At 67.3% G+C, this 17,321-nt stretch carries 15 protein-coding genes; 9 read left to right on the plus strand and 6 right to left on the minus strand.

The features are described 5' to 3' along the window. The first annotated feature begins 11 nt into the window (after positions 1-11). From Spa11_RS05605 to Spa11_RS05635, 7 genes are read left to right on the plus strand one after another with little or no spacing between them, the layout of a single operon-like run. Positions 12-2,192 (plus strand): hypothetical protein, encoded by a 2,181-nt coding sequence (locus Spa11_RS05605; protein ID WP_145109133.1) that lies wholly within the window; start codon positions 12-14, stop codon positions 2,190-2,192. Positions 2,193-2,197: 5 nt separating this feature from the next. Beyond that, the gene (locus Spa11_RS22790) at positions 2,198-3,814 is read left to right on the plus strand and encodes a coiled-coil domain-containing protein (RefSeq protein ID WP_197529770.1); all 1,617 of its coding nucleotides are present in this window, start codon (positions 2,198-2,200) and stop codon (positions 3,812-3,814) included. A 38-nt stretch (positions 3,815-3,852) separates the two neighbouring features. Continuing rightward, positions 3,853-4,944 carry a hypothetical protein gene (locus Spa11_RS05615; RefSeq protein ID WP_145109136.1) on the plus strand — a complete coding sequence of 364 codons (1,092 nt, stop codon included), beginning with the start codon at positions 3,853-3,855 and terminating at the stop codon, positions 4,942-4,944. Between the two features lie 31 nt (positions 4,945-4,975). Further along, on the plus strand, positions 4,976-6,220 hold the full coding sequence (locus Spa11_RS05620; protein WP_145109139.1) for an NPCBM/NEW2 domain-containing protein: 1,245 nt from the start codon (positions 4,976-4,978) through the stop codon (positions 6,218-6,220). Beyond that, positions 6,217-7,872 (plus strand): S1C family serine protease, encoded by a 1,656-nt coding sequence (locus Spa11_RS05625; RefSeq protein ID WP_145109142.1) that lies wholly within the window; start codon positions 6,217-6,219, stop codon positions 7,870-7,872. Before Spa11_RS05620 ends, Spa11_RS05625 begins: the two co-directional genes overlap by 4 nt. Continuing rightward, on the plus strand, positions 7,869-8,894 hold the full coding sequence (locus tag Spa11_RS05630) for a S1C family serine protease (protein WP_145109145.1): 1,026 nt from the start codon (positions 7,869-7,871) through the stop codon (positions 8,892-8,894). The genes Spa11_RS05625 and Spa11_RS05630 overlap by 4 nt, the downstream gene beginning before the upstream one ends. Further along, entirely contained in the window at positions 8,891-9,964 is a 1,074-nt protein-coding gene (locus Spa11_RS05635) for a S1C family serine protease (RefSeq protein WP_145109148.1), read from the plus strand. The genes Spa11_RS05630 and Spa11_RS05635 overlap by 4 nt, the downstream gene beginning before the upstream one ends. Before the next feature lie 44 nt (positions 9,965-10,008). On the opposite strand, the gene Spa11_RS05640 is transcribed toward Spa11_RS05635, so the two are convergent. From Spa11_RS05640 to Spa11_RS05655, 4 genes are all read right to left on the minus strand, one after another. Continuing rightward, positions 10,009-10,770, minus strand: a complete 762-nt coding sequence (locus tag Spa11_RS05640; protein WP_197529771.1) for a PEP-CTERM sorting domain-containing protein — start codon at positions 10,768-10,770, stop codon at positions 10,009-10,011. A 515-nt stretch (positions 10,771-11,285) separates the two neighbouring features. Further along, entirely contained in the window at positions 11,286-11,870 is a 585-nt protein-coding gene (locus tag Spa11_RS05645) for an amino acid kinase family protein (protein ID WP_145109155.1), read from the minus strand. After that, on the minus strand, positions 11,867-12,922 hold the full coding sequence (locus Spa11_RS05650; protein ID WP_145109158.1) for a hydantoinase/oxoprolinase family protein: 1,056 nt from the start codon (positions 12,920-12,922) through the stop codon (positions 11,867-11,869). The genes Spa11_RS05645 and Spa11_RS05650 overlap by 4 nt, the downstream gene beginning before the upstream one ends. Beyond that, positions 12,919-13,290 (minus strand): VOC family protein, encoded by a 372-nt coding sequence (locus Spa11_RS05655; protein WP_145109161.1) that lies wholly within the window; start codon positions 13,288-13,290, stop codon positions 12,919-12,921. Before Spa11_RS05655 ends, Spa11_RS05650 begins: the two co-directional genes overlap by 4 nt. Positions 13,291-13,533: 243 nt before the next feature. On the opposite strand from Spa11_RS05655, the gene Spa11_RS05660 reads away from it, so the two are divergent. Beyond that, a complete protein-coding gene (locus Spa11_RS05660) occupies positions 13,534-14,031 on the plus strand; it encodes a hypothetical protein (protein ID WP_145109164.1) in 498 nt (165 codons plus the stop codon). A 98-nt stretch (positions 14,032-14,129) separates the two neighbouring features. On the opposite strand, the gene Spa11_RS05665 is transcribed toward Spa11_RS05660, so the two are convergent. After that, positions 14,130-15,758, minus strand: a complete 1,629-nt coding sequence (locus tag Spa11_RS05665) for an AMP-binding protein (RefSeq protein WP_145109167.1) — start codon at positions 15,756-15,758, stop codon at positions 14,130-14,132. A 137-nt stretch (positions 15,759-15,895) separates the two neighbouring features. Next, complete coding sequence (locus Spa11_RS05670; protein ID WP_145109170.1) at positions 15,896-16,135, minus strand: hypothetical protein; 240 nt, start codon at positions 16,133-16,135, stop codon at positions 15,896-15,898. A 116-nt stretch (positions 16,136-16,251) separates the two neighbouring features. Between Spa11_RS05670 and lipA the strand changes: the two genes are divergently transcribed. Next, positions 16,252-17,289, plus strand: a complete 1,038-nt coding sequence (lipA, locus tag Spa11_RS05675) for a lipoyl synthase (RefSeq protein WP_145109173.1) — start codon at positions 16,252-16,254, stop codon at positions 17,287-17,289. Positions 17,290-17,321: the final 32 nt, after the last annotated feature.

Genomic DNA, 17,321 nt, shown 5'->3' on the forward strand with positions numbered 1-17,321 from the left:
GCCGGATTGCTTTGACTAACGAACCGCCTATCCCCGAACGCCCCCCCGGCGCCGCCGTTGACGCGCTGTTGGTGCGGCTGCGCAACGAGCTGCACGGCGCCATCTCCGGTCGCATCGGCTGGCTGGTGCTGGCTGCGCTCGTGCTGTTGGGGTGGCTGTTTCTGATCGCCGACCGCTGGATGGAGCCCTCGGCGAACGTCCGCCTGGCGGTCGAGATGACGCTGCTCGCGCTAGGTCTGGGTTGGCTGGTCGCTGTCGCCGCGCCGAGGCTGACGCGTTTGATCACCGATCGCGAAGTGGTCACGCTGCTGCATCGCAAGCACCCGCGCGAGGCCGACCTGATCGCAACGGCGCTCGACGTGCGGCGCCACGAGCGCCACCACTCGGTGCTGTGCGAGTCGACGATCCAAGACGCCGACGCGGCCGCCCGAACGTTGGGTGACGTGGCGCTGGTGAGCCCGCCGGCTTCGTCGGCGGTGACTTGGTTTGCGATCGCCGGCGCAGTGATCGCGCTGCTAATCGCCGTAGCGCGTCCCGATATGGCGACGAGCTTCGTGCAGCGGGTCGCGTTGTCCGAGGCGACGTGGCCACGACGGGTCGAGCTCATCGCGGAGGGGTTCTCGCACGACAAGCCGACGGGGGAATGGACAAAGGTCGTCGCCCGCGGCGAGCCGGCGGAGTTTGAGGTGATCGCCAAAGTCGATGGCGCCGACGCTCCCCCCGAGACGCTGTGGGCCCGCGGCGGTCGGCGGGGCGGGCGGCAGACGCTCACGACACTGACGCGCGTCGGCGCCCCGGTGCGGGACCGCACGATCCAGCAGCGATATCGGCGCCGCGTCGAGCGCGTCGATAGCGATGTGGCGCTGACGATCCGCGGCGGCGACGGACGCCTCCGGGTGCGCCTCGTCGCGGCGGACCGTCCGCAACTCACTAACCTCACGGTGCGTTTGGAACCGCCCGCGTATCTCGACGCGCCGCCCACTTCGAGCCAAGCGACTACCCTGCGGCCGCTCCCCGAAGGGGGCGTGGCGACGATCAACGCCGGCGCGTCGAAAAGGCTCGCCTCCGTTCAAGCGACCTGCCGCGGCGCTGACAACCAAACGCCGCAGGAGCTGACGGCTCAACTAGACGACGACGGCGAACGGGTCTCGATCGCGACGCCGCCGCTCGGCCAGTCGCTCGCGGTGTCGATCGTCGCGACGGCCGCGGACGGGCTGGTGTCGGAGCCGATTGAGTTGCCGATCGAGGTCGCCAAGGACTCGTCGCCCTCGGTGATCCTCACGCTCGACGGCGTCGGCCGCGCCGTCACGCGCGACGCCCGGCTCCCGGTGCGGGTGCGGCTGGAAGACGACCACGGCGTCGCGGACGTGCGGCTCGAGCTGCGGCGCGATGAGGCGACGACCGCCGTGCCGGTCGAGCCGCCAACCGTGTTGCCGAGAACGGTCCGCGGCGAGGCCGACCTGCTGTCGCTCCGCTCGGCCGACCCGGCTCAGCGACTGGTCCTCCAGCCGGGCGACCGTGTCGGGCTCGTCGCGACGGCTACCGATCGCTACGACCTGGCGGAGCGGCCGCGGTCGGAGAGCCGTTCGATCGAGATCGAGGTCGTCACTCCGGCCGAGTTGCTCGCCCGGCTCAGCGACGCGCAGCGCGACCTGCGGGCGTCGCTCGAAGCGCTGCGGACCGACGTCGAACGGCTCGAGTACGAGGTCGATCTGGAAAGCCGGCGACGGGCTGAACCCGAGGAAGCCGTCGCCGAAGAGGCTAGCGACCTGCGCCGCTGGTCGGCGGAGCGGCTGCTGGACGTCCGCAAGGTGTCGGACGGGATCGCCGACGCCGCGACGCGCGCCGATGGCCTCCGTCGGCAAGTGGTGAACAACCGCCTGGAGCAGCCCGACCTGATCGATCGGCTCCAACGCCGCGTCGTGCAGCCGCTGCGGGCGATCGAGGATCGGCACCTGAGGGCCGCCGCCGACGCGATCCGTTCCTCGCCCGACGCCGACTCGCTCGCCGCGGCCCTTGCCGGTGTTCAGACGGCGAAGGGAGAACTCGAGCGGGTGCTGTCGAGCCTCGACACGCAGCAGACGTACAATGAGGTAGTGTCGATGCTCCGCGGCCTGATCCGCGAGCAACAACGCGTCAACGAGAAGACGGCCCGTCAAGAGAGCGACAGCGCGCGGTCGCTGTTTGATTGAGAAACATGACCCACGAAGGCACGAAGGACACAACAGAAGAAATGCGGAGCCCGCGTATCGCACAAATCGACACGAGTTCCATCGATCCATTCGTGTCGATTCGTGCGATACGTGGGCCTTTTCTTCGTGCCCTCGGCGCCTTCGTAGTTCTCTTCGTCTCTTTAGCAATTAGCGGCGCGGCGGAGGTGGCGACGGATCAACGGCAGGTGGGGATTGCTTACGACCGGCTCGAGACCCTTGCGCTGCGGATCGCCGACGCGGTCGAGGAGACCGACGCCGCGCGGGCCGACCAGATCCGCACCGCGATTGGCGAGGCGCGGTCGCTAGGGATCGGCGAGCGGTTCGACAAGGTGGTCGTGCTGCTAGAGCAGGAGCGCTACGCCTCGGCGAGACGTGATCAGACCGAACTGGCGACGCAACTCGAAGAGCTGCTCCGGCTGGTGATGGCCGACCCGAACGCGGCGCGACTCGAAGAGGAACGGAAGCGGCTAGAGATGCTGCGGCGCGAGATCAGGGCGTCGCTCCGTGAGCAGCGCGCGATCCGCAGCCGAACCGAGCGCGGTGAGATCGCGGAGCTCGAAGAGCGCCAGGAGGAACTCGCCGACCGTATCGAGCGATTGCGGGAGCCGGCCGAAGAGACCGACCGCCTCAGCGGCCGCGGCAAGGAATCAGTGGGGAAGAGCGGCGACTCCGATGGCAAGCCGAAGGAGGGCCAACCCGGAGAAGGCCAACCCGGAGAAGGTGAGCCCGGAGAAGCTGAGCCCGAGAACGGCAAGGGCGAGGCGGGCGAGGAGAGCCCTTCGATCGCCGGCCGGATCGAGTCGGCCGGGGAGGCGATGCGCGGCGCGCAGCAGAAGCTCGGCAAGCAGGACCAATCGGCTACCGAGGAGCAGCTTGAGGCCCAGCGCGAGCTCGAAGCGGCCCAGCGTGAGGCCGAGGAGCGGCTCAAGCAACTCCGCGAAGAAGAGCAGCAGCGGAAGCTAGCGTCGCTCGCCGAGCGGTTCCGCCGCATGCACGAGGCCCAGACGGGGCTGGTTGGAGACACCGAGAGCCGCCTCCAGGCGATTGGCGACGATCCCGCCGAAGCGACCTCCCGGGCCGGGCAGCTGGCAGCGGCGAAGCTGGCCGGCCGGCAGGGGGAAGTCGGCGCCCTGGCGGACCAGGCCTTGCGGGTGGTGCGGGCGGACGGCACGTCGCGGGTCTTCGACGACGCCCTCACCCAAGCCCTCGACGACATCCGCTCGGCGGAGGAGCGGCTGCGGGAGGCTCAGGTCGATAGCACGACGCTAGCGATCGAGCAGATGGTCGTCGACGCCCTAGCGGAGATGATCGCCGCGGTGGACGAATCGCTCGACGACCTGGAGAAGAAACAGCAGCAGCCCCCTCAGGGCGCCCCCCAGAGCCCCCAGGGGGGCGACCAGGGCCTCGTCTCGAAGCTAGCCGAGCTGCGGATGATCCGATCGCTCCAGGCCCGCCTGATGCGGCAGACGGAGGTCTGGCGGGCCGCTAGGGAGTCGGGAGAGGCCCCGGCGGACGAAGTGTCGGAGCGGCTGGCCGGGCTGGCGGACGATCAGCGGAAGCTGGCCGCCGCCGCCGAAGCCGTCGCCGGCGGGGCGCCGTGACGTTGCGGCGTTTGCGTCATCGGGCGATAGTGGAAGGTATGGAAACGCCCGTCAAGCAGGACGCAGTCACCCACCGCCCACGCTGGGGCATCCTCGCGGGACTCCCGCTGGCCGCTGCCCTGCTCGTCCATGCCGGCGCGAACGCGGCGGACCTCGATCAGTCGGCCACGCCGTGGCAAGAGACGCCGCCGTACGCCACGGCGGTCGAGGCGGTCAGCGGATGGCTTGAGCGTCAGCCGGGCGGGCCAGCGCTCGCACAGCAGTGGGCCGAGGCGATCGGTGAGACGCCGCAGCCGTCGCGGCTCAGCGTTGAGTTGGTGCGGATCGTCGCGATCGCCGACGGGCAACTGGCGTCGATCGTATCGGAGCCCGACGACACGCCGCCGGAGTGGCTGAAGAAGTCGCTGGGCGACGCCGCACCGTCGCTCCTCCTAGCGATCGCTGACCAACTCGCCGGCGCCGAACGTTACGACGCGTGCCTCGCTTGGACCGAGGGCCTCGATGCCGACGAGGTCTACTCGCCCGCGCTGCTCGATTACCTGAGGGCCGTCGCTGGCCGGATGACGATCGACGACGAACAAGCGGCCGAGTCGCTTAAGCGGTTGCCGGGCGACGAACTCGATTCGCTGGGGCCGGCGCGCGACTGGGTCGTGGCGGCGCTCGGGCGCGAAATGAAAGGGAAACAAGAACCGCTGCCGACCGTCGCCCGCCGCATGAAAGACGTGCAGCGGCGTCTGGCGCTCGAAGAGCCGGGCGAGACGACCCAAGAGCGTCAACAGCAGATCCTCGACGAGCTCGATGAGTTGATCAAGAAACTCGAAGAGCAACGCAAACAGCAGCAACAGATGGCGGCCGCGTCGCAGGGCGGCAGCGGCGCCGAACCGGGCGAAGCGGCCGAGGAGAGCCTGCCCAGCGAGCTGAAGGGCCCCGGCGAGGTGGACCGCAAACGCCTCGTGGCGGGCGACGCCTGGGGCTCGTTACCGCCGGCCGAACGCGAACGACTCACTCAAGCGATCACGCGCGACTTCCCGCCGCACTATCGCGGGCTGATCGAGGACTACTTCCGCACGCTGGCGTCCGAAGCCGACGCCACGGAAGAGGCGGACGCCCCCACCGCCGATCAGCCCTGACCCGCCTTCCCTCTCGCCCCGTCTCCGCTCCATGCCGACGCCGACCCGCCGCCGCGCCGCGCTCGTTTGGCTCTCGGTCTGCGCGATCGCTGCGGTGATGGGACCGGCGTCGGCGGCCCCGCTGGTGACGATCGAAACAACCGGCGACGAGGTGGTGGGCCGGCTCGAGTCGCTCGACTCGCGCGGCGTCCGCCTAGCGGAGAACGGCGGCTCGCAGCTCGCCAGCCGCGACGTGCTCAAGGTTGTCTTCGAGGAGTCGCCGCAATCGCCCTCGAGTGAAGCCGCCGTTGGCAAAGTGGAACTCGTTGACGGTTCGGGGTTCGCTTACATCGGCGTTGAGTTCGATGGCGAGACCGTACGGTTTTCCTTGAGGGGCGAAGCGCGAATCGATGCGCCGGTGGCGAGCATCGCATCGTGGCGTCTCGGCGGCAGCGACGCGCTAGAACTTGCCAACGGCGGCGGCGCGAGCGACGTGCTTGTCGTCAAGCGTCGCGACGGGGGCTACGCCCCGGTAGAGGGCGTGGTTATCGAGTTGAGTCGCGAAGGGGTCCGCTTCGCGCTGGAGGCCGACGACGGCGCCGAACCGGTCCACGCCGCTTGGTCGCGGATCGGCGCCATCCGCTTCTATCGCGCCAACGATAGGCAAGAGCGTGAGCGGCCGGTGGTTGTGACGCTGACCGATGGCGGGCTGATCGCCGCCGAAGAGGTCGCCTATCGCGACGGGATGCTACGTCTGCCGCATGGATCGGCGCCCATTGAGGCGGTCGCCTCGATCGACCTGTCGGGCGGACGCGTCGTCTCGGTCGATGAATTGAAGGTGCTCGGCGACGAATACGTCGCGTACTTCCAAGAAGAAGCCGCGCCGACAAAAGGCTACACGTTCAATCGATCGCTGCTCGGCGGCCCGCTGGCGCTGCGTTACCCCGATCGCCGGGCGCCGGGCGCTTGGCCGGAGCTATCGGTAGAGCGGCAGTTCGGCCGCGGCGTCGCCCTGCGGAGTCGCGGTGAGCTACGCTTGGAACTGCCGAGTAGCGCGCAGCGGTTGCGGGGCGTTGTCGGGCTCGACCCTGACGCGGCGCTCGCGGGGTCGGCCGAGGTGCGGATCGTCGCCGATGGCAAGACGCTGTGGTCCGGCGCCGTCGATGGTGGGTCGGCGCCGGCGGTCATCGACCAGCCGCTCGTCACGGCGAAGACGCTGACCCTCCAAGTCGATTATGGCGACAACCTCGATGCGGGCGACTTCGTCAACTTCTGTGACCTGAGGGTGATCCGATGAGCCACGGCCTCGCCATCGCCCTGTTGCTGTCGCTCGCCGGCGCCGCTTTGGCGCAGGCTCCGCTCGTGCTAGCGCCCGAGGTCATCGCCGCCGAAGAAGCCCGCATCGCCGTGATCGAGAAGCTCAGCCGCTCGACCGTGGCGATCTTCGAATCAACCGGCACGAACGGCGGCTCCGGGGTCGTGATCTCGGGCGACGGCCTCGTGGTCACGAACTTCCACGTCACCGCCCCCTGCGGCGCGCAGATGCTCGTCGGCATGAGCGACGGCTCACTACACGAAGCGGTGCTGCTCGGGCTCGATCCAACCGGCGACATCGCACTGGTGCAGCTGCTTGGCGACGGTCCGTTCCCCGCGGCGGAGATCGGCGACAGCGACCTCGTGCGGGTAGCGGACACGGCGATCGTGGCTGGCAACCCGTTCCTCGTCGCCGAGGACTTTACGCCGACGATCACCGTGGGCGTGATCTCGGGCGTTCATCGCTACCAGTTCCCCGCCGGTTCGATCCTCGAGTACGCCGACTGCCTACAGACCGACGCCGCGATCAACCCGGGTAACTCGGGCGGCCCGCTGTTCGACGGCGCGGGGCGGCTCATCGGCATCAATGGTCGTGGCTCGTTCGAGAAACGCGGCCGCGTCAATGTGGGCGTTGGTTACGCGGTCTCGATCAACCAAGTGATGCGGTTCGTGTCGCACCTGAAGACGGGCCGCATCGTCGATCACGCCACGCTCGGCGCCACGGTCGTCACGCGGAGCGGGCCGCAGGCGATCGTGCGGGCGATCGAACGTTCCAGCGACGCCTACCGCCGGGGCTTGCGTCCGGGCGACGAGCTCGTCTCGCTCGATGGCCGCGACACGCCGACCGCCAACGCGTTCTTGAACGCGATCGGCGTGTTGCCGGCGGGTTGGCGTGCGGAGTTGGTTTACCGGCGAGACGGTCGCCTCGATCGCCGCTCGGTGCGTCTCGGGGCGCTGCATTCGCCGGGTGAACTCGAGCAAGTCGTTGAGGGCGACCAACCCGAATCGCCCGCGGCGCCGGTCGACCTACCGAAAGGTTTGTACGAAGCGAAGCCTGGTTACTCGAACTTCGCCGCGACGCAGCGGGAGACGGATCGCTTGCTCGCGCTGTGCGACAGCGGGGACGCGGCACCCGTTCGTCGCAGGGCCTACGAGAGTGACAAAGACGAAGTCGTCACACTCGAAGTTTCGACGAGTGGCGCCGCCTGGCTATCGAAGTCGGGCGAGTACCGCTGCGACGCGACCCGTGAGCTCGCTTCACAAGCGGCGCCGCCCGAAGCGCCGGCGATGCTCGGCGCGCTGTGGGTTTGGAGTCGACTTGTGGCGGGCGAAGCCGGCGTGCTCGACGAAGTTGAAGCCTTCGGTCGATTGCCCTGGCGGGCCGGCGAGGGGGCTCACGACGTCCTCGTAGCGAACCACCGCGGCCTGCGGGTCGAGGTCTACTTCGACGCGACCAGCGGCGCGGCCTTGGGGATCGAAGCCTCGCGCGACGCCGCCGAAGACGCCGTCCGCATCGAGTTCGGCGCGGGCGATAGCGACGCGATTGCATTGCCTAGGGAGCTGAGCATCCGTTATGGCGATCGGACGATCGCCGAGCTTGTCGGCTCTGCGACCAGCGACGAGGAACGCCAATGAACGGAATGCAGATCGCTATCGTTCTCTTGTCAATCGCTTCGCCGCTTGTCGCCGCCGAGCGTCAAGTCGATCCTGTCGCGGCGGCGCAGCTCGCGGTCGCGAAGCTGTACGGCGCCGGCCAGATCGCTGGCCTGGAAGGGTATCAGTCGGGATTCTACGTCGAAGGCGAGCCCGCGCTGGTGGTGACGGTCGATAGCGCGGCGCTGGATGGCGTCACGGTGTCGATCGTGGACGCCTATGGTGAACGCTACGAGGGGCGTCTCGTCGGCCGCGACGCGGCGAGCGGGCTGGTGCTAGTCGAGTGTCCGGCCGGCGTTGAACCGCCATCGACCTTTTCGCTTACGAGCAACGCCGAACTGAGTCTCTCACAGCGGCTATGGGCCCTGTCGAACTGCTTCAACATCGCGGCGGGCGACGAGCCGGTGACGTTGCAACGAGCGCGGCTGGCGGCGATCGCTTCGATGCCGACCTCGGTTGACGAGGGACGCCCCACCGTTGGGGCGCCCGCAGCGGGCTCGCCGGTGCTGGTGCTGTCGGCGGTGACGAGCAACCCCGGCGCGGGCGGCGGCGTGGTGATCGACGAGGCGGGGCGACTCGTCGGCGTGCTCGGCGCCGAGTGCCGTTCGCCGGTGACCGGCGCGTGGCTCAACTACGCCCTACCGGCGGACGCGGTCGACGCGGCCATCGCTCGCATCCGCGATCGAACCAATGCGGCAACGGCTGACCGGATGGCGGCGCCACATCCGAATCGTGCGCTGCGGCGTGCCGGTCTGGGGCTGATCGCTGCAATTACCAAGAGGTCGCCCGCCTACATCGAGAGGGTGGTCGAGGGCAGCCCCGCCGCTCGTGCCGGGTTGGAGCCCGACGACCTCATTGTCGCCATCAATGGCGCCACGGTGGGGACCGTCGAGGCCGCCGCATCGGCCATCGAACGCGGGCTGACGCGCGACGCCGCGGTGGAGATCACGGTGCTTCGCGAAGAGCGGTTGGTGACACTGAACCTGCGAGGCGACGCCCCATGAATCAGGCAACCCGATACAGCGGTCCACGCGGTTTGCTTGTCGCGTTGTTGGCCACGTCCGCGGTGTTTGTCGGCGGGGGAGTCGTCGCGGCGGCATCGAATACGCCCGAACGCGCCATCGACGCGGCGATCGAGCGGGCGGTTGAACAAGTCGCGCCGCGTGTCGTGCAGCTACGCTACTTCGGCGGCGGTGCGGACTCGCTTGGCGTCGCCGCGGCGCCGGTCACGGGGTACGCTCTGGAGGAGCCTTGGGTCATTACGAGCACTTACGGTCTGCGACAAGACCCGGCCGGCGTTCTCTGTCACTTCGCGGATGGTTCGCAGACGCAGGCTCGCGTCGTCGCGCGGGACCATAACCGGCAGCTCGCCCTGATTAGCGTCGGCGAGGCCGCCGATAGCGATCCACCAAAGTTAAGGGGCCGTGCGGCGCGCGTCGGCGAGACCGCCATTGCCTTGGGCCGTGTTTACGACGCCGATTCCGTGAACGTCACGGTGGGGGTCGTCAGCGCGACCGAACGCCTTGGGTCACGCGCCGTTCAGACCGACGCCCTGGTTTCACCGGTCAATTATGGCGGACCGCTGATCGGTCTCGATGGGCAGCTGTTGGGCGTGATCACCCCTTTGGGGCCGCCGGGGCAGAGCGGCGTTGGCCTCTACGACTCGGGCGTCGGCTTCGCGGCGGCGTACGAGGCGGTCGCCCCGCGGCTAGCGACGCTCGCCTCGGGCCGTGACCTGCACCCCGGGTGGCTCGGCGTGACGCTGCCAAACGACGACCCGCTTCGGGCCGCGCCCAAGCTGAAACGTGTCACCCAAGACGGCCCCGCCGACACGGCGGGGCTCGCCGCGGGTGACACAATAACGGCGGTCAACGGCGCGGCGATCGGCTCCGTCTGGGACCTGCGACGGCAGATGTCGGGGCTCGACGCCGATGCAGAAGTTGAGTTCAGGGTTCGACAAGACGACGCTGCATCGGAGCAAATCCGCGTCGTTCACTTGGCGATCAAGCCCGCCGAGGACGAGTCGAAAGACCCCTACCATCCCGACGAAACGAAGAAACCCGACGAGCCGTGAGGCTCGCCGGGTCGTTGATTCTCTTCGAGATTCAGCGTCGGTTTTCAGCGACGACGGAACCCGCACGCCAGAGCGCCCAGGGCCAGCAGGGCGGCCGAGGTCGGCTCGGGGATCACGGGGTCTCCGGGCGTGACGGTGATATCGACGCCCTTCTTCTTGATGAACGCGTTGCTGAAGTTGTCGGCTGCGGTCTGGAGTGTGTTGTCGAAACGCAACGTGACTTCTGTCGCGTCGCCGCTGATGCCCTGGCTGAGCAGGTAGGCCGCGACGTCGAGGACCACGTTGCCGGTCCAGGGGACCGCGGTGCCGTCGTCCGCCGGCCGCTCGTACATGCCGCCGCCGGTGAAGGTCATCGAAGCGACTTGAGTCGACAAGGAAACCGGGGCGCCGTCCACTTCTGTCACACGCCAGAAGAACGCCGCGCCAACCGAGGCGAGAGCGTCATAGCCGCTCAGACCGCCGAGGGTGTAGTCGCCGAACTCATCGACGCTGATCGAGTCGATCGTCGCGCCCGGCTTGGCCTGGATCGTGGTGCTGAGTGTGCTGTCGATCAAGTCGGCGCCGTTATTGGCTTGCGACTGGAAGTTGACTGGATTGAAGACGAGCATGTTGCCCGAAACCGACGGGCCGGTGGCCGCCGGGGCGAAGACCGTCGATGGTTCGTCGTTGTCTTCGGTGACTTGCAAGAAGACCACATCGCTGCCCGCGGTCGTCTTATCGCCCCAGTTCATCGTTGCCGCTTCACCGACCGCTGCGGTGGCGACAAGCAGGGCCCAACAAAGGGTGTGCGTCTTAAGATTCATCATTCTCATAGGTGCCTGTTAGGGGCGTCGTCAGGGACGTCGCGGTCGGATGCGGAGGAATGAACGGATGGAGGTCGTAGGACGAGGGTCAGTTTTTTCCGGCCGAATCCGGGCCGATGTGCGTCGCTGAAGCCTCCAGCGACAAAAAAAGAGAGCGGCCGCAAGACACCCAACAGCGACCCTCGGCAAATGCCGAATGTCGTGGGGGGAGGTCTTGTGGCCGCTCTCTGGATTAGGACTGCTCGGTTGTTCGGTGCCGCGGAGTGAATTCACCCATGTGGCAAAAAAGAAAGCGGCAATCTCATGTCCTCAGTGCCGCTGTCGCCTAGCTTGTGCCGGGAGACAGGGAAGAGAACCAGAGATTGCCGCTTTCGGATTAGTTCTAACTCGTGCTGAAAGTTTCGGGCGGAGTTCCCGCCACGGCACTAGTAGAGTTGGGCACACCCCGCACGTCAAGCTTTCACCTGCGAAAAACCGAAAAACCGGCCCTCCTGGGCGCCGACACCCGCAGGTCCGGCTCACGACGGGCGAAGCGCTAGCCCGGGATTGACGACCCCGAACAGCTGGGTCGACGCTACCGAAGCCCCGACTCTCGGCGTCTCACGATCGATCACGCCGTCAGCAGCGGCTATTGGTAGCTCGTCGTAAGTTGCTAGCAGTGAATGCTTTAGCAGCATGAGGTCGGCGTCCCAGAGGACCGCGATGCGGGCGGCGATCGCGTCGCTCGTCGTCTCCCAACCGATGTGGAGGCGCTCGCCGTCGGCGTGTGGCTCGACTTCACGGAGCAGCCGTCCGCATTGCAGGAGGTAGTCTCCCGCCACGACTGGGTACTGGTCCCGAATCTCGAAATTCGGCAGCCAGTCGGCTAGCAGGAGGGCGTTGGCGTCCATGACGGCGACCGCGGCCCAGTGACCGGCCGCGGGCGACAACGGATTGGCGGCGTCGATCCGGCGGATCGCCTCGACCGATTCACCCCCGCCGGCAATCAGCATCCGCATCTGGCCGGGCCTCGCTGTCATTGCTAGCCAGTCAGCCACCCGGCGCATGACGCCTGGTTCCGCTAGCAGGCTGCCGCCCACCTTGATGACGACACGGCCGTTCATAGGTTGGACCCCAACTCGTGCGAAGCTAGCACCGCCGCGGCGTGGGCCGGGAAGGAGCGACTCGCTGCGGTGCCGAAGTGGCCGGAAGCGACCGACGTCGCCGCGACGGTGGCGTTGTTGCCGACCTGCGGGGCCAAGAACTCTCCTTCTCCGGTGAAGACGGCCCACTCGGCGTCATGCCGGGCGAGGGCGCCGACGATCTTTGCGGTTTGGATCGCGGCGACGTGTCGAGCCACCGTCAAACCGTCGGTCACGTCAAAGCTGTCGCGGTCGGCGCAGAGGCAGCGGGCGAGTCTCTCCACGGCCGCTTGTCGAACCAGCGGTCGGCCATCAGCGGTCCCGCTGTCGCTAGGATTCTCAGGCAACTGTCCGAGCAGGAGCCACACGTCGGCGGTCGTCGCGAACCACTCGGCGGCGACGGGACATTCGCGCCCGCGGTACGGCAGCCGATCGACCACTGCGCAGAGGGGCGTTCGCCGCACGCCGGTGTAGACGAGCTCACCCGCCAGCAGACGCGCGGTGTCGTTGGCGCCGACGGCGATCACCTTCCCGTCTTCAATCGGAATGACGTCGGTAGTCGTCGAGCCGATATCGACCCAAACGCCGCGATCCTTGGGAAATTGCCCAGCGACGAGCCTGGCGCCGAGTCGCCAATTCGCCGCCGCCACGAGCGGCGGGCTTTCTTTGGCGTCGGCGCACGTAAGCCATCGGTCGTCGACGGCAGCGACGCGGACGGCGCGTCCCTCCGCGGCGTCGAGCGTCGCGTCGATAATCGCACGGACGCCGTCGGCCTTCGTCGCGTAGCAGTCGGCGAGTTCGCCGGTCATCGTCAACGCGATGGACGCTTCGCGCGGCGCGGCAAAGTTGGCGAGTAACGACGTGATTGCCGTCGCGAGCCCCCGAGGCTCTCGCCACAGCGGGAACGCAGCCGACGCGGCCCGGCCGCGGCCGTCGGCGATCTTGAGATTGGCGCCGCCGATGTCGAGGCCGACCCAGCGGGGCGAATCGCTCGGCGCCAGCCACTCGGCGGATGGTTGGTGGTCGGCGTTCATTCGACGCGGGTCGCCACCCACCAAGTAACGCCGTTCAAGAGGAAGCCGCCGCGTTTGTCGGTGTCGCCTTTCTGGACCGGCGGCATGACCTCCTTAGCTCCCGAGGCAAGAGCTTGCGCGTACACCGCGTCGACATCGTCCACAAAGACATGCAGATGCGCCGGCGACGCGGGCCAACCCTCGGTCGCGTCGGCGAGCATCACCAGAGAGTCGCCGATCTGTAGTTCCGAGTGCATCACGCTGCCGTCTTCGCGCGGCATGCTACGGATCAGCTCGGCGCCAAGGACCGTCTGCAAGAACCGCTGGTGAGCAGGCGCGTCGGTAACGATCAGGTACGGCGAAACCGTCGTGTAACCAGCAGGCGTCATCGAAAGGCTCCGGGGCAAGAGGAAGCAATCTCCCGCCATTCTCTAGCCTCTAGCCTCTAGCCTCTAGCCTCTAGCCTCTCCCACGTTGGCTTCATGCCGGCCAGTCTGCTCGTCAGACAAACCAATCCTGGTCGGAGTTCCGCGTCTAGCCGCGCAAATGGCGACTGGCGCGCGACGTGCATCGTTCGTAAGAACCGGCGCGCCGCGGAACCCCGCCGTTGGATCAACCCCTGCGAGTTGAACATGCTCTACACCGTCAAAGACCGCCGGTCCGACTACCTCCCCTCCTTCGGCGTCCTGATGGACGACCACGACGCGGCGGTTGTCTTTACCAGCGAGGCCGCCGCGCGGGCCTACGTGGCCGATCTCGGCGCCGCTTATCGCACGGTCGAACTCCGCAGCCATGTGCTGCTCGACTTCTTGCTGCGGCTGCGGATCGAGGGCGTGAAAGAGATCATGGTGGATCCTCAAGGCGTCGATGAACCGTCGCCGATAACGGTCCCGACCCATGAGGTCCTGCGAGGCGCGATGGAGTGCATCGAAGCCTCGTTCGCCGCGGCGGTCCCAGCGGTTCGTAAATCGTTCGAGCGGCTGATGGTAGTCAAATGCCCCCAGTGCCGTCGCACCGAACGCATCAGCGAAGAAGACACCCTGCCGCTTTGTTGCGGCGGGGCGATGAAGGTGACGGCGATGGACAGCCGGCGGATGAACGGCCCCGAGCCGACCCTTTCGGCGGAGTAGACCCTCCGTAGGGTCCGCTGGGCGGACCGCAGAGGGTTGTGTCGAGTGGAATCCCGCTTCGCACAGGAAGGTCAAAACCACGGTCCGCACAGCGGAAACTACTTTCCGAAGCGTTCGAGCGCCACCTTCGCGAGGCCCTTGAGGTCGAGCTTGCCGGAACCCAAGAGCGGCAGCTCCGGCACTTCGAGGAAGCAGTCCGTGCCGGGGACCCAGAGGTTCGGCAGGCCCTTGGTTCTCAGGGCGGTAACGATCTCGTCGGGCGTTTTGTCGATCGGCAGGTGGAGCACCACGAGGCGTTCACCCTTCTTCTCGTCGGGGACCCCGGTGACGACAGCGAGTTGGCGTTCTTCGTCCTCGGCGGCGAGGTACTCCTGGATCTCTTCCTCGACGCGGAGGTGCGGCACCATCTCGCCGCCGATCTTCGAGAACCGGCTCTGGCGACCCGTGATGTAGATGAAACCGTCGGGGTCGATGCGGGCCATGTCGCCGGTGATGTACCAGCCGTCCTTGACGACCTCCGCCGTCTTGTCGGGGTCGTCGAGGTAACCCTGCATGAGGTTGGGGCCGGTGACTTCGAGCATCCCCTCCGTTTCCAGCGGCAACTCGACGAGCGTCTCGGGATCAACGACGCGCGCCCGCACGCCGGGGAGTGGCTTGCCGATGCTCCCTTCACGGAGATCGGCTTCGGCGGTGCGCGAACGCGTCGGCGGGATGTTCACCGCGGCGACCGGTGCGAGCTCCGTCGCGCCGTAGCCTTCAACAGGACGCACGCCGAAGCGCTTCTCGAACGCGTCGGCAACGGGGATCGGCATCTTCTCTGCGCCGACGACCACGACGTCGAGCGTCGCGAAGTCCGCGGGCTCCACTCGCTTGATGTACGAACGCAGGAAGGTCGGTGTCGAGAGTAGGATCGTCGCTTTGGTCTCTTGGCAGAGCTTGCCGACCTGCCGAGCGTCGAGCGGGTTGAAGTGGTACGCGCCGGCCACGTCGAGGATCAGCGGCGCCCACAGCGTCACGGTGTAGCCGAAGGCATGGAAGAACGGCAGGATGCCCAGCAGGACATCGTCACGGTCGAGGTGCACCGCGCTCTCGAACGCGCGGATGTTCGAGACGATATTCTCGTGCGTGAGGACCACGCCCTTCGGCCGGCCTGTGGAGCCGCTGGTGAAGATGATCGTCACCATGTCCTGCATGTCGATCTTGGCGAGGCCTAGCCGGCGTTCGAGCGTCGCCACCGGCGTGAGGTAGCCGCCAACAACGCCCGCTAGTTTGTCGCCGAAAGTAACCTTGTCTTTGAAAGATTCGAGCAGCACGATCTCGCCGACGAGATTCATGCCGAGCTTTTCGAGCACCTTGCCGCTAGTGAGGACGTGGCGGATGCCGGCCGCCTGGATGCAGGCATTGATCGTCTCTTCCGAGGCGGAGTAGTTAAGGTTCACCGCGACGCGACCCATCAGCGCGAGCGCCGCGTTGACGACAAGGCCGCCAGTCGAGGGCGGCAAAAGAACGCCAACGCGTTTCTCATCGGGCGCCAGGACGTGGCGCTCCAACAGTCGCCGCAGCACCAGCGCCTTCATCAGCGCCTGCCCGCCCGTTAGTGAGCCGCCGGTAGAATCAACCGCCTTGCGTCGGAAGCGATTGCGAGCGCAGGACCGCAGCATCTGCCGAGGCAGCGGGAGCTGGGTGGCGGGGTTGAATCCTGCGGCGGGGGGCGTGGCGTTGGACACAGCGGCATCCACTCGGGTGAGTGGCGTCGGGGACAAGGTTGGCGAAGTGGGGGCGCCAGCAGTGTCGCAAACCGGCGGCGATGGGGGCAGACCGGTTTTAGGGGAACCGCCAAGACGCCAAGGGACGCCACAACGAATCAGAGGTCGATATCTACGACGACGGACTGCTGGCGCTCGGGGGTGCGGAGCACATCGGCTGCCGTGCGGCAGCGCTTGGCTCGGTGGGCGTGGAGCCAGGCGCCGAGGCGCAGTTCTTCAAGCGGGATGACGCGGTCGATCGGTACGTCCGGGAAGCGGGCCCGGGCGGCCTCCTCGGCGGCGTGGGGGTCGCACAGGCCCTCGTCGTCGAGAATTACCAGCAGGGTGATTGGGCGCATAGAGAGTCGGCAGTGGGCAGTGGGCAGGAAAAGATGGGTAGGGAGTGGGGCGTTTCGCTGGGGGTCCTACAGTGCGATAATGGGATTCTCACCGCTACGCTCACGGTAAGGAAAGCATGTCGACCGTCCCCGCCCGCGAAACCAAGACCAACCGCCCGCGTCTGCCCCAGTGGCTGCGATCCGAGCTGCCGTCGGGCGACGCACTGCGGCTGTTCAACCGCACGCAGGGCGCCGTCGATGGCAACGCCCTCCACACGGTTTGCGAAGAGGCCCGCTGCCCGAACATCCACGATTGCTGGGGCCGCGGCACGGCGACCTTCATGGTGGCCGGCAAGGAGTGCACCCGTGGCTGCCGGTTCTGCAGCGTGCAGACGTTGCGGGCCCCGGCCCCGCCCGACGTGGACGAGCCCGAACACCTCGCCGACGCCGTCCAGCGGATGGGCCTCAAGTACGTCGTCATCACGGTGGTGAACCGCGACGACATGCCTGATGGCGGCGCGAGCCACTACCGAGCCTGCGTCGAAGCCATCCACCAGCGCGACCCCAATATCGGCATCGAACTATTAGGCAGCGATCTAGCCGGTAACCTGGCCTCGTTGCAACTGCTACTAGGCGGCTCCGGTCCCTCGTCCCTCGTCCCTAGCCCCTCGTCCCTCCCCCTCAGCGTCTTCGCCCACAACGTCGAATGCGCCCCCCGCCTCGACAAACAAGTGCGCGACCCGCGGGCGTCGTTCGACCAGTCGCTGACGATCCTCCGTGAAGCCAAACGCTTACGGCCTGACCTCGCTACAAAGAGCAGCTTGATGGTTGGCCTCGGCGAGACCGACGACGAAGTCCGCGATGCGATGCGCCGGCTGCGTGAAGAGGCGGGTGTCGATATCGTCACCCTTGGCCAGTATCTGACGCCGGGCCGGCCCGGAGAGCGTTACTTGCCTGTTGATCGTTATGTGACGCCGGAGCAGTTCGATCGGTACCGCGACCAAGCGTACGAGATGGGCTTCGCCGGCGTCGCCTCCGGCCCGATGGTCCGCAGTAGCTTCCGCGCCGGCGTCCTCTACGAAGCCACTCGCACCGGCCGCCGCGTCGAGGACCTCTTGAGCGCGGAGGAGCCTGATGTGGTTCAAGTTCAGTTAGCCGCAGATGGACGCAGATAGACGCGGATGTCCTTCGTAACGGTACACTCCTC

It is taken from the genome of Botrimarina mediterranea, from assembly GCF_007753265.1.
GTDB classification, from domain to species: Bacteria; Planctomycetota; Planctomycetia; order Pirellulales; family Lacipirellulaceae; genus Botrimarina; species Botrimarina mediterranea.

Excerpts from the sequence above, each read along its gene's own strand:
- Spa11_RS22790 (WP_197529770.1), top strand. The coding sequence starts at position 2,198 with ATGACCCACGAAGGCACGAAGGACACAACAGAAGAAATGCGGAGCCCG.
- Spa11_RS05615 (WP_145109136.1), top strand. The coding sequence starts at position 3,853 with ATGGAAACGCCCGTCAAGCAGGACGCAGTCACCCACCGCCCACGCTGG.
- Spa11_RS05620 (WP_145109139.1), top strand. The coding sequence starts at position 4,976 with ATGCCGACGCCGACCCGCCGCCGCGCCGCGCTCGTTTGGCTCTCGGTC.
- Spa11_RS05625 (WP_145109142.1), top strand. The coding sequence starts at position 6,217 with ATGAGCCACGGCCTCGCCATCGCCCTGTTGCTGTCGCTCGCCGGCGCC.
- Spa11_RS05630 (WP_145109145.1), top strand. The coding sequence starts at position 7,869 with ATGAACGGAATGCAGATCGCTATCGTTCTCTTGTCAATCGCTTCGCCG.
- Spa11_RS05635 (WP_145109148.1), top strand. The coding sequence starts at position 8,891 with ATGAATCAGGCAACCCGATACAGCGGTCCACGCGGTTTGCTTGTCGCG.
- Spa11_RS05640 (WP_197529771.1), bottom strand. The coding sequence starts at position 10,770 with ATGATGAATCTTAAGACGCACACCCTTTGTTGGGCCCTGCTTGTCGCC.
- Spa11_RS05645 (WP_145109155.1), bottom strand. The coding sequence starts at position 11,870 with ATGAACGGCCGTGTCGTCATCAAGGTGGGCGGCAGCCTGCTAGCGGAA.
- Spa11_RS05650 (WP_145109158.1), bottom strand. The coding sequence starts at position 12,922 with ATGAACGCCGACCACCAACCATCCGCCGAGTGGCTGGCGCCGAGCGAT.
- Spa11_RS05655 (WP_145109161.1), bottom strand. The coding sequence starts at position 13,290 with ATGACGCCTGCTGGTTACACGACGGTTTCGCCGTACCTGATCGTTACC.
- Spa11_RS05660 (WP_145109164.1), top strand. The coding sequence starts at position 13,534 with ATGCTCTACACCGTCAAAGACCGCCGGTCCGACTACCTCCCCTCCTTC.
- Spa11_RS05670 (WP_145109170.1), bottom strand. The coding sequence starts at position 16,135 with ATGCGCCCAATCACCCTGCTGGTAATTCTCGACGACGAGGGCCTGTGC.
- lipA (WP_145109173.1), top strand. The coding sequence starts at position 16,252 with ATGTCGACCGTCCCCGCCCGCGAAACCAAGACCAACCGCCCGCGTCTG.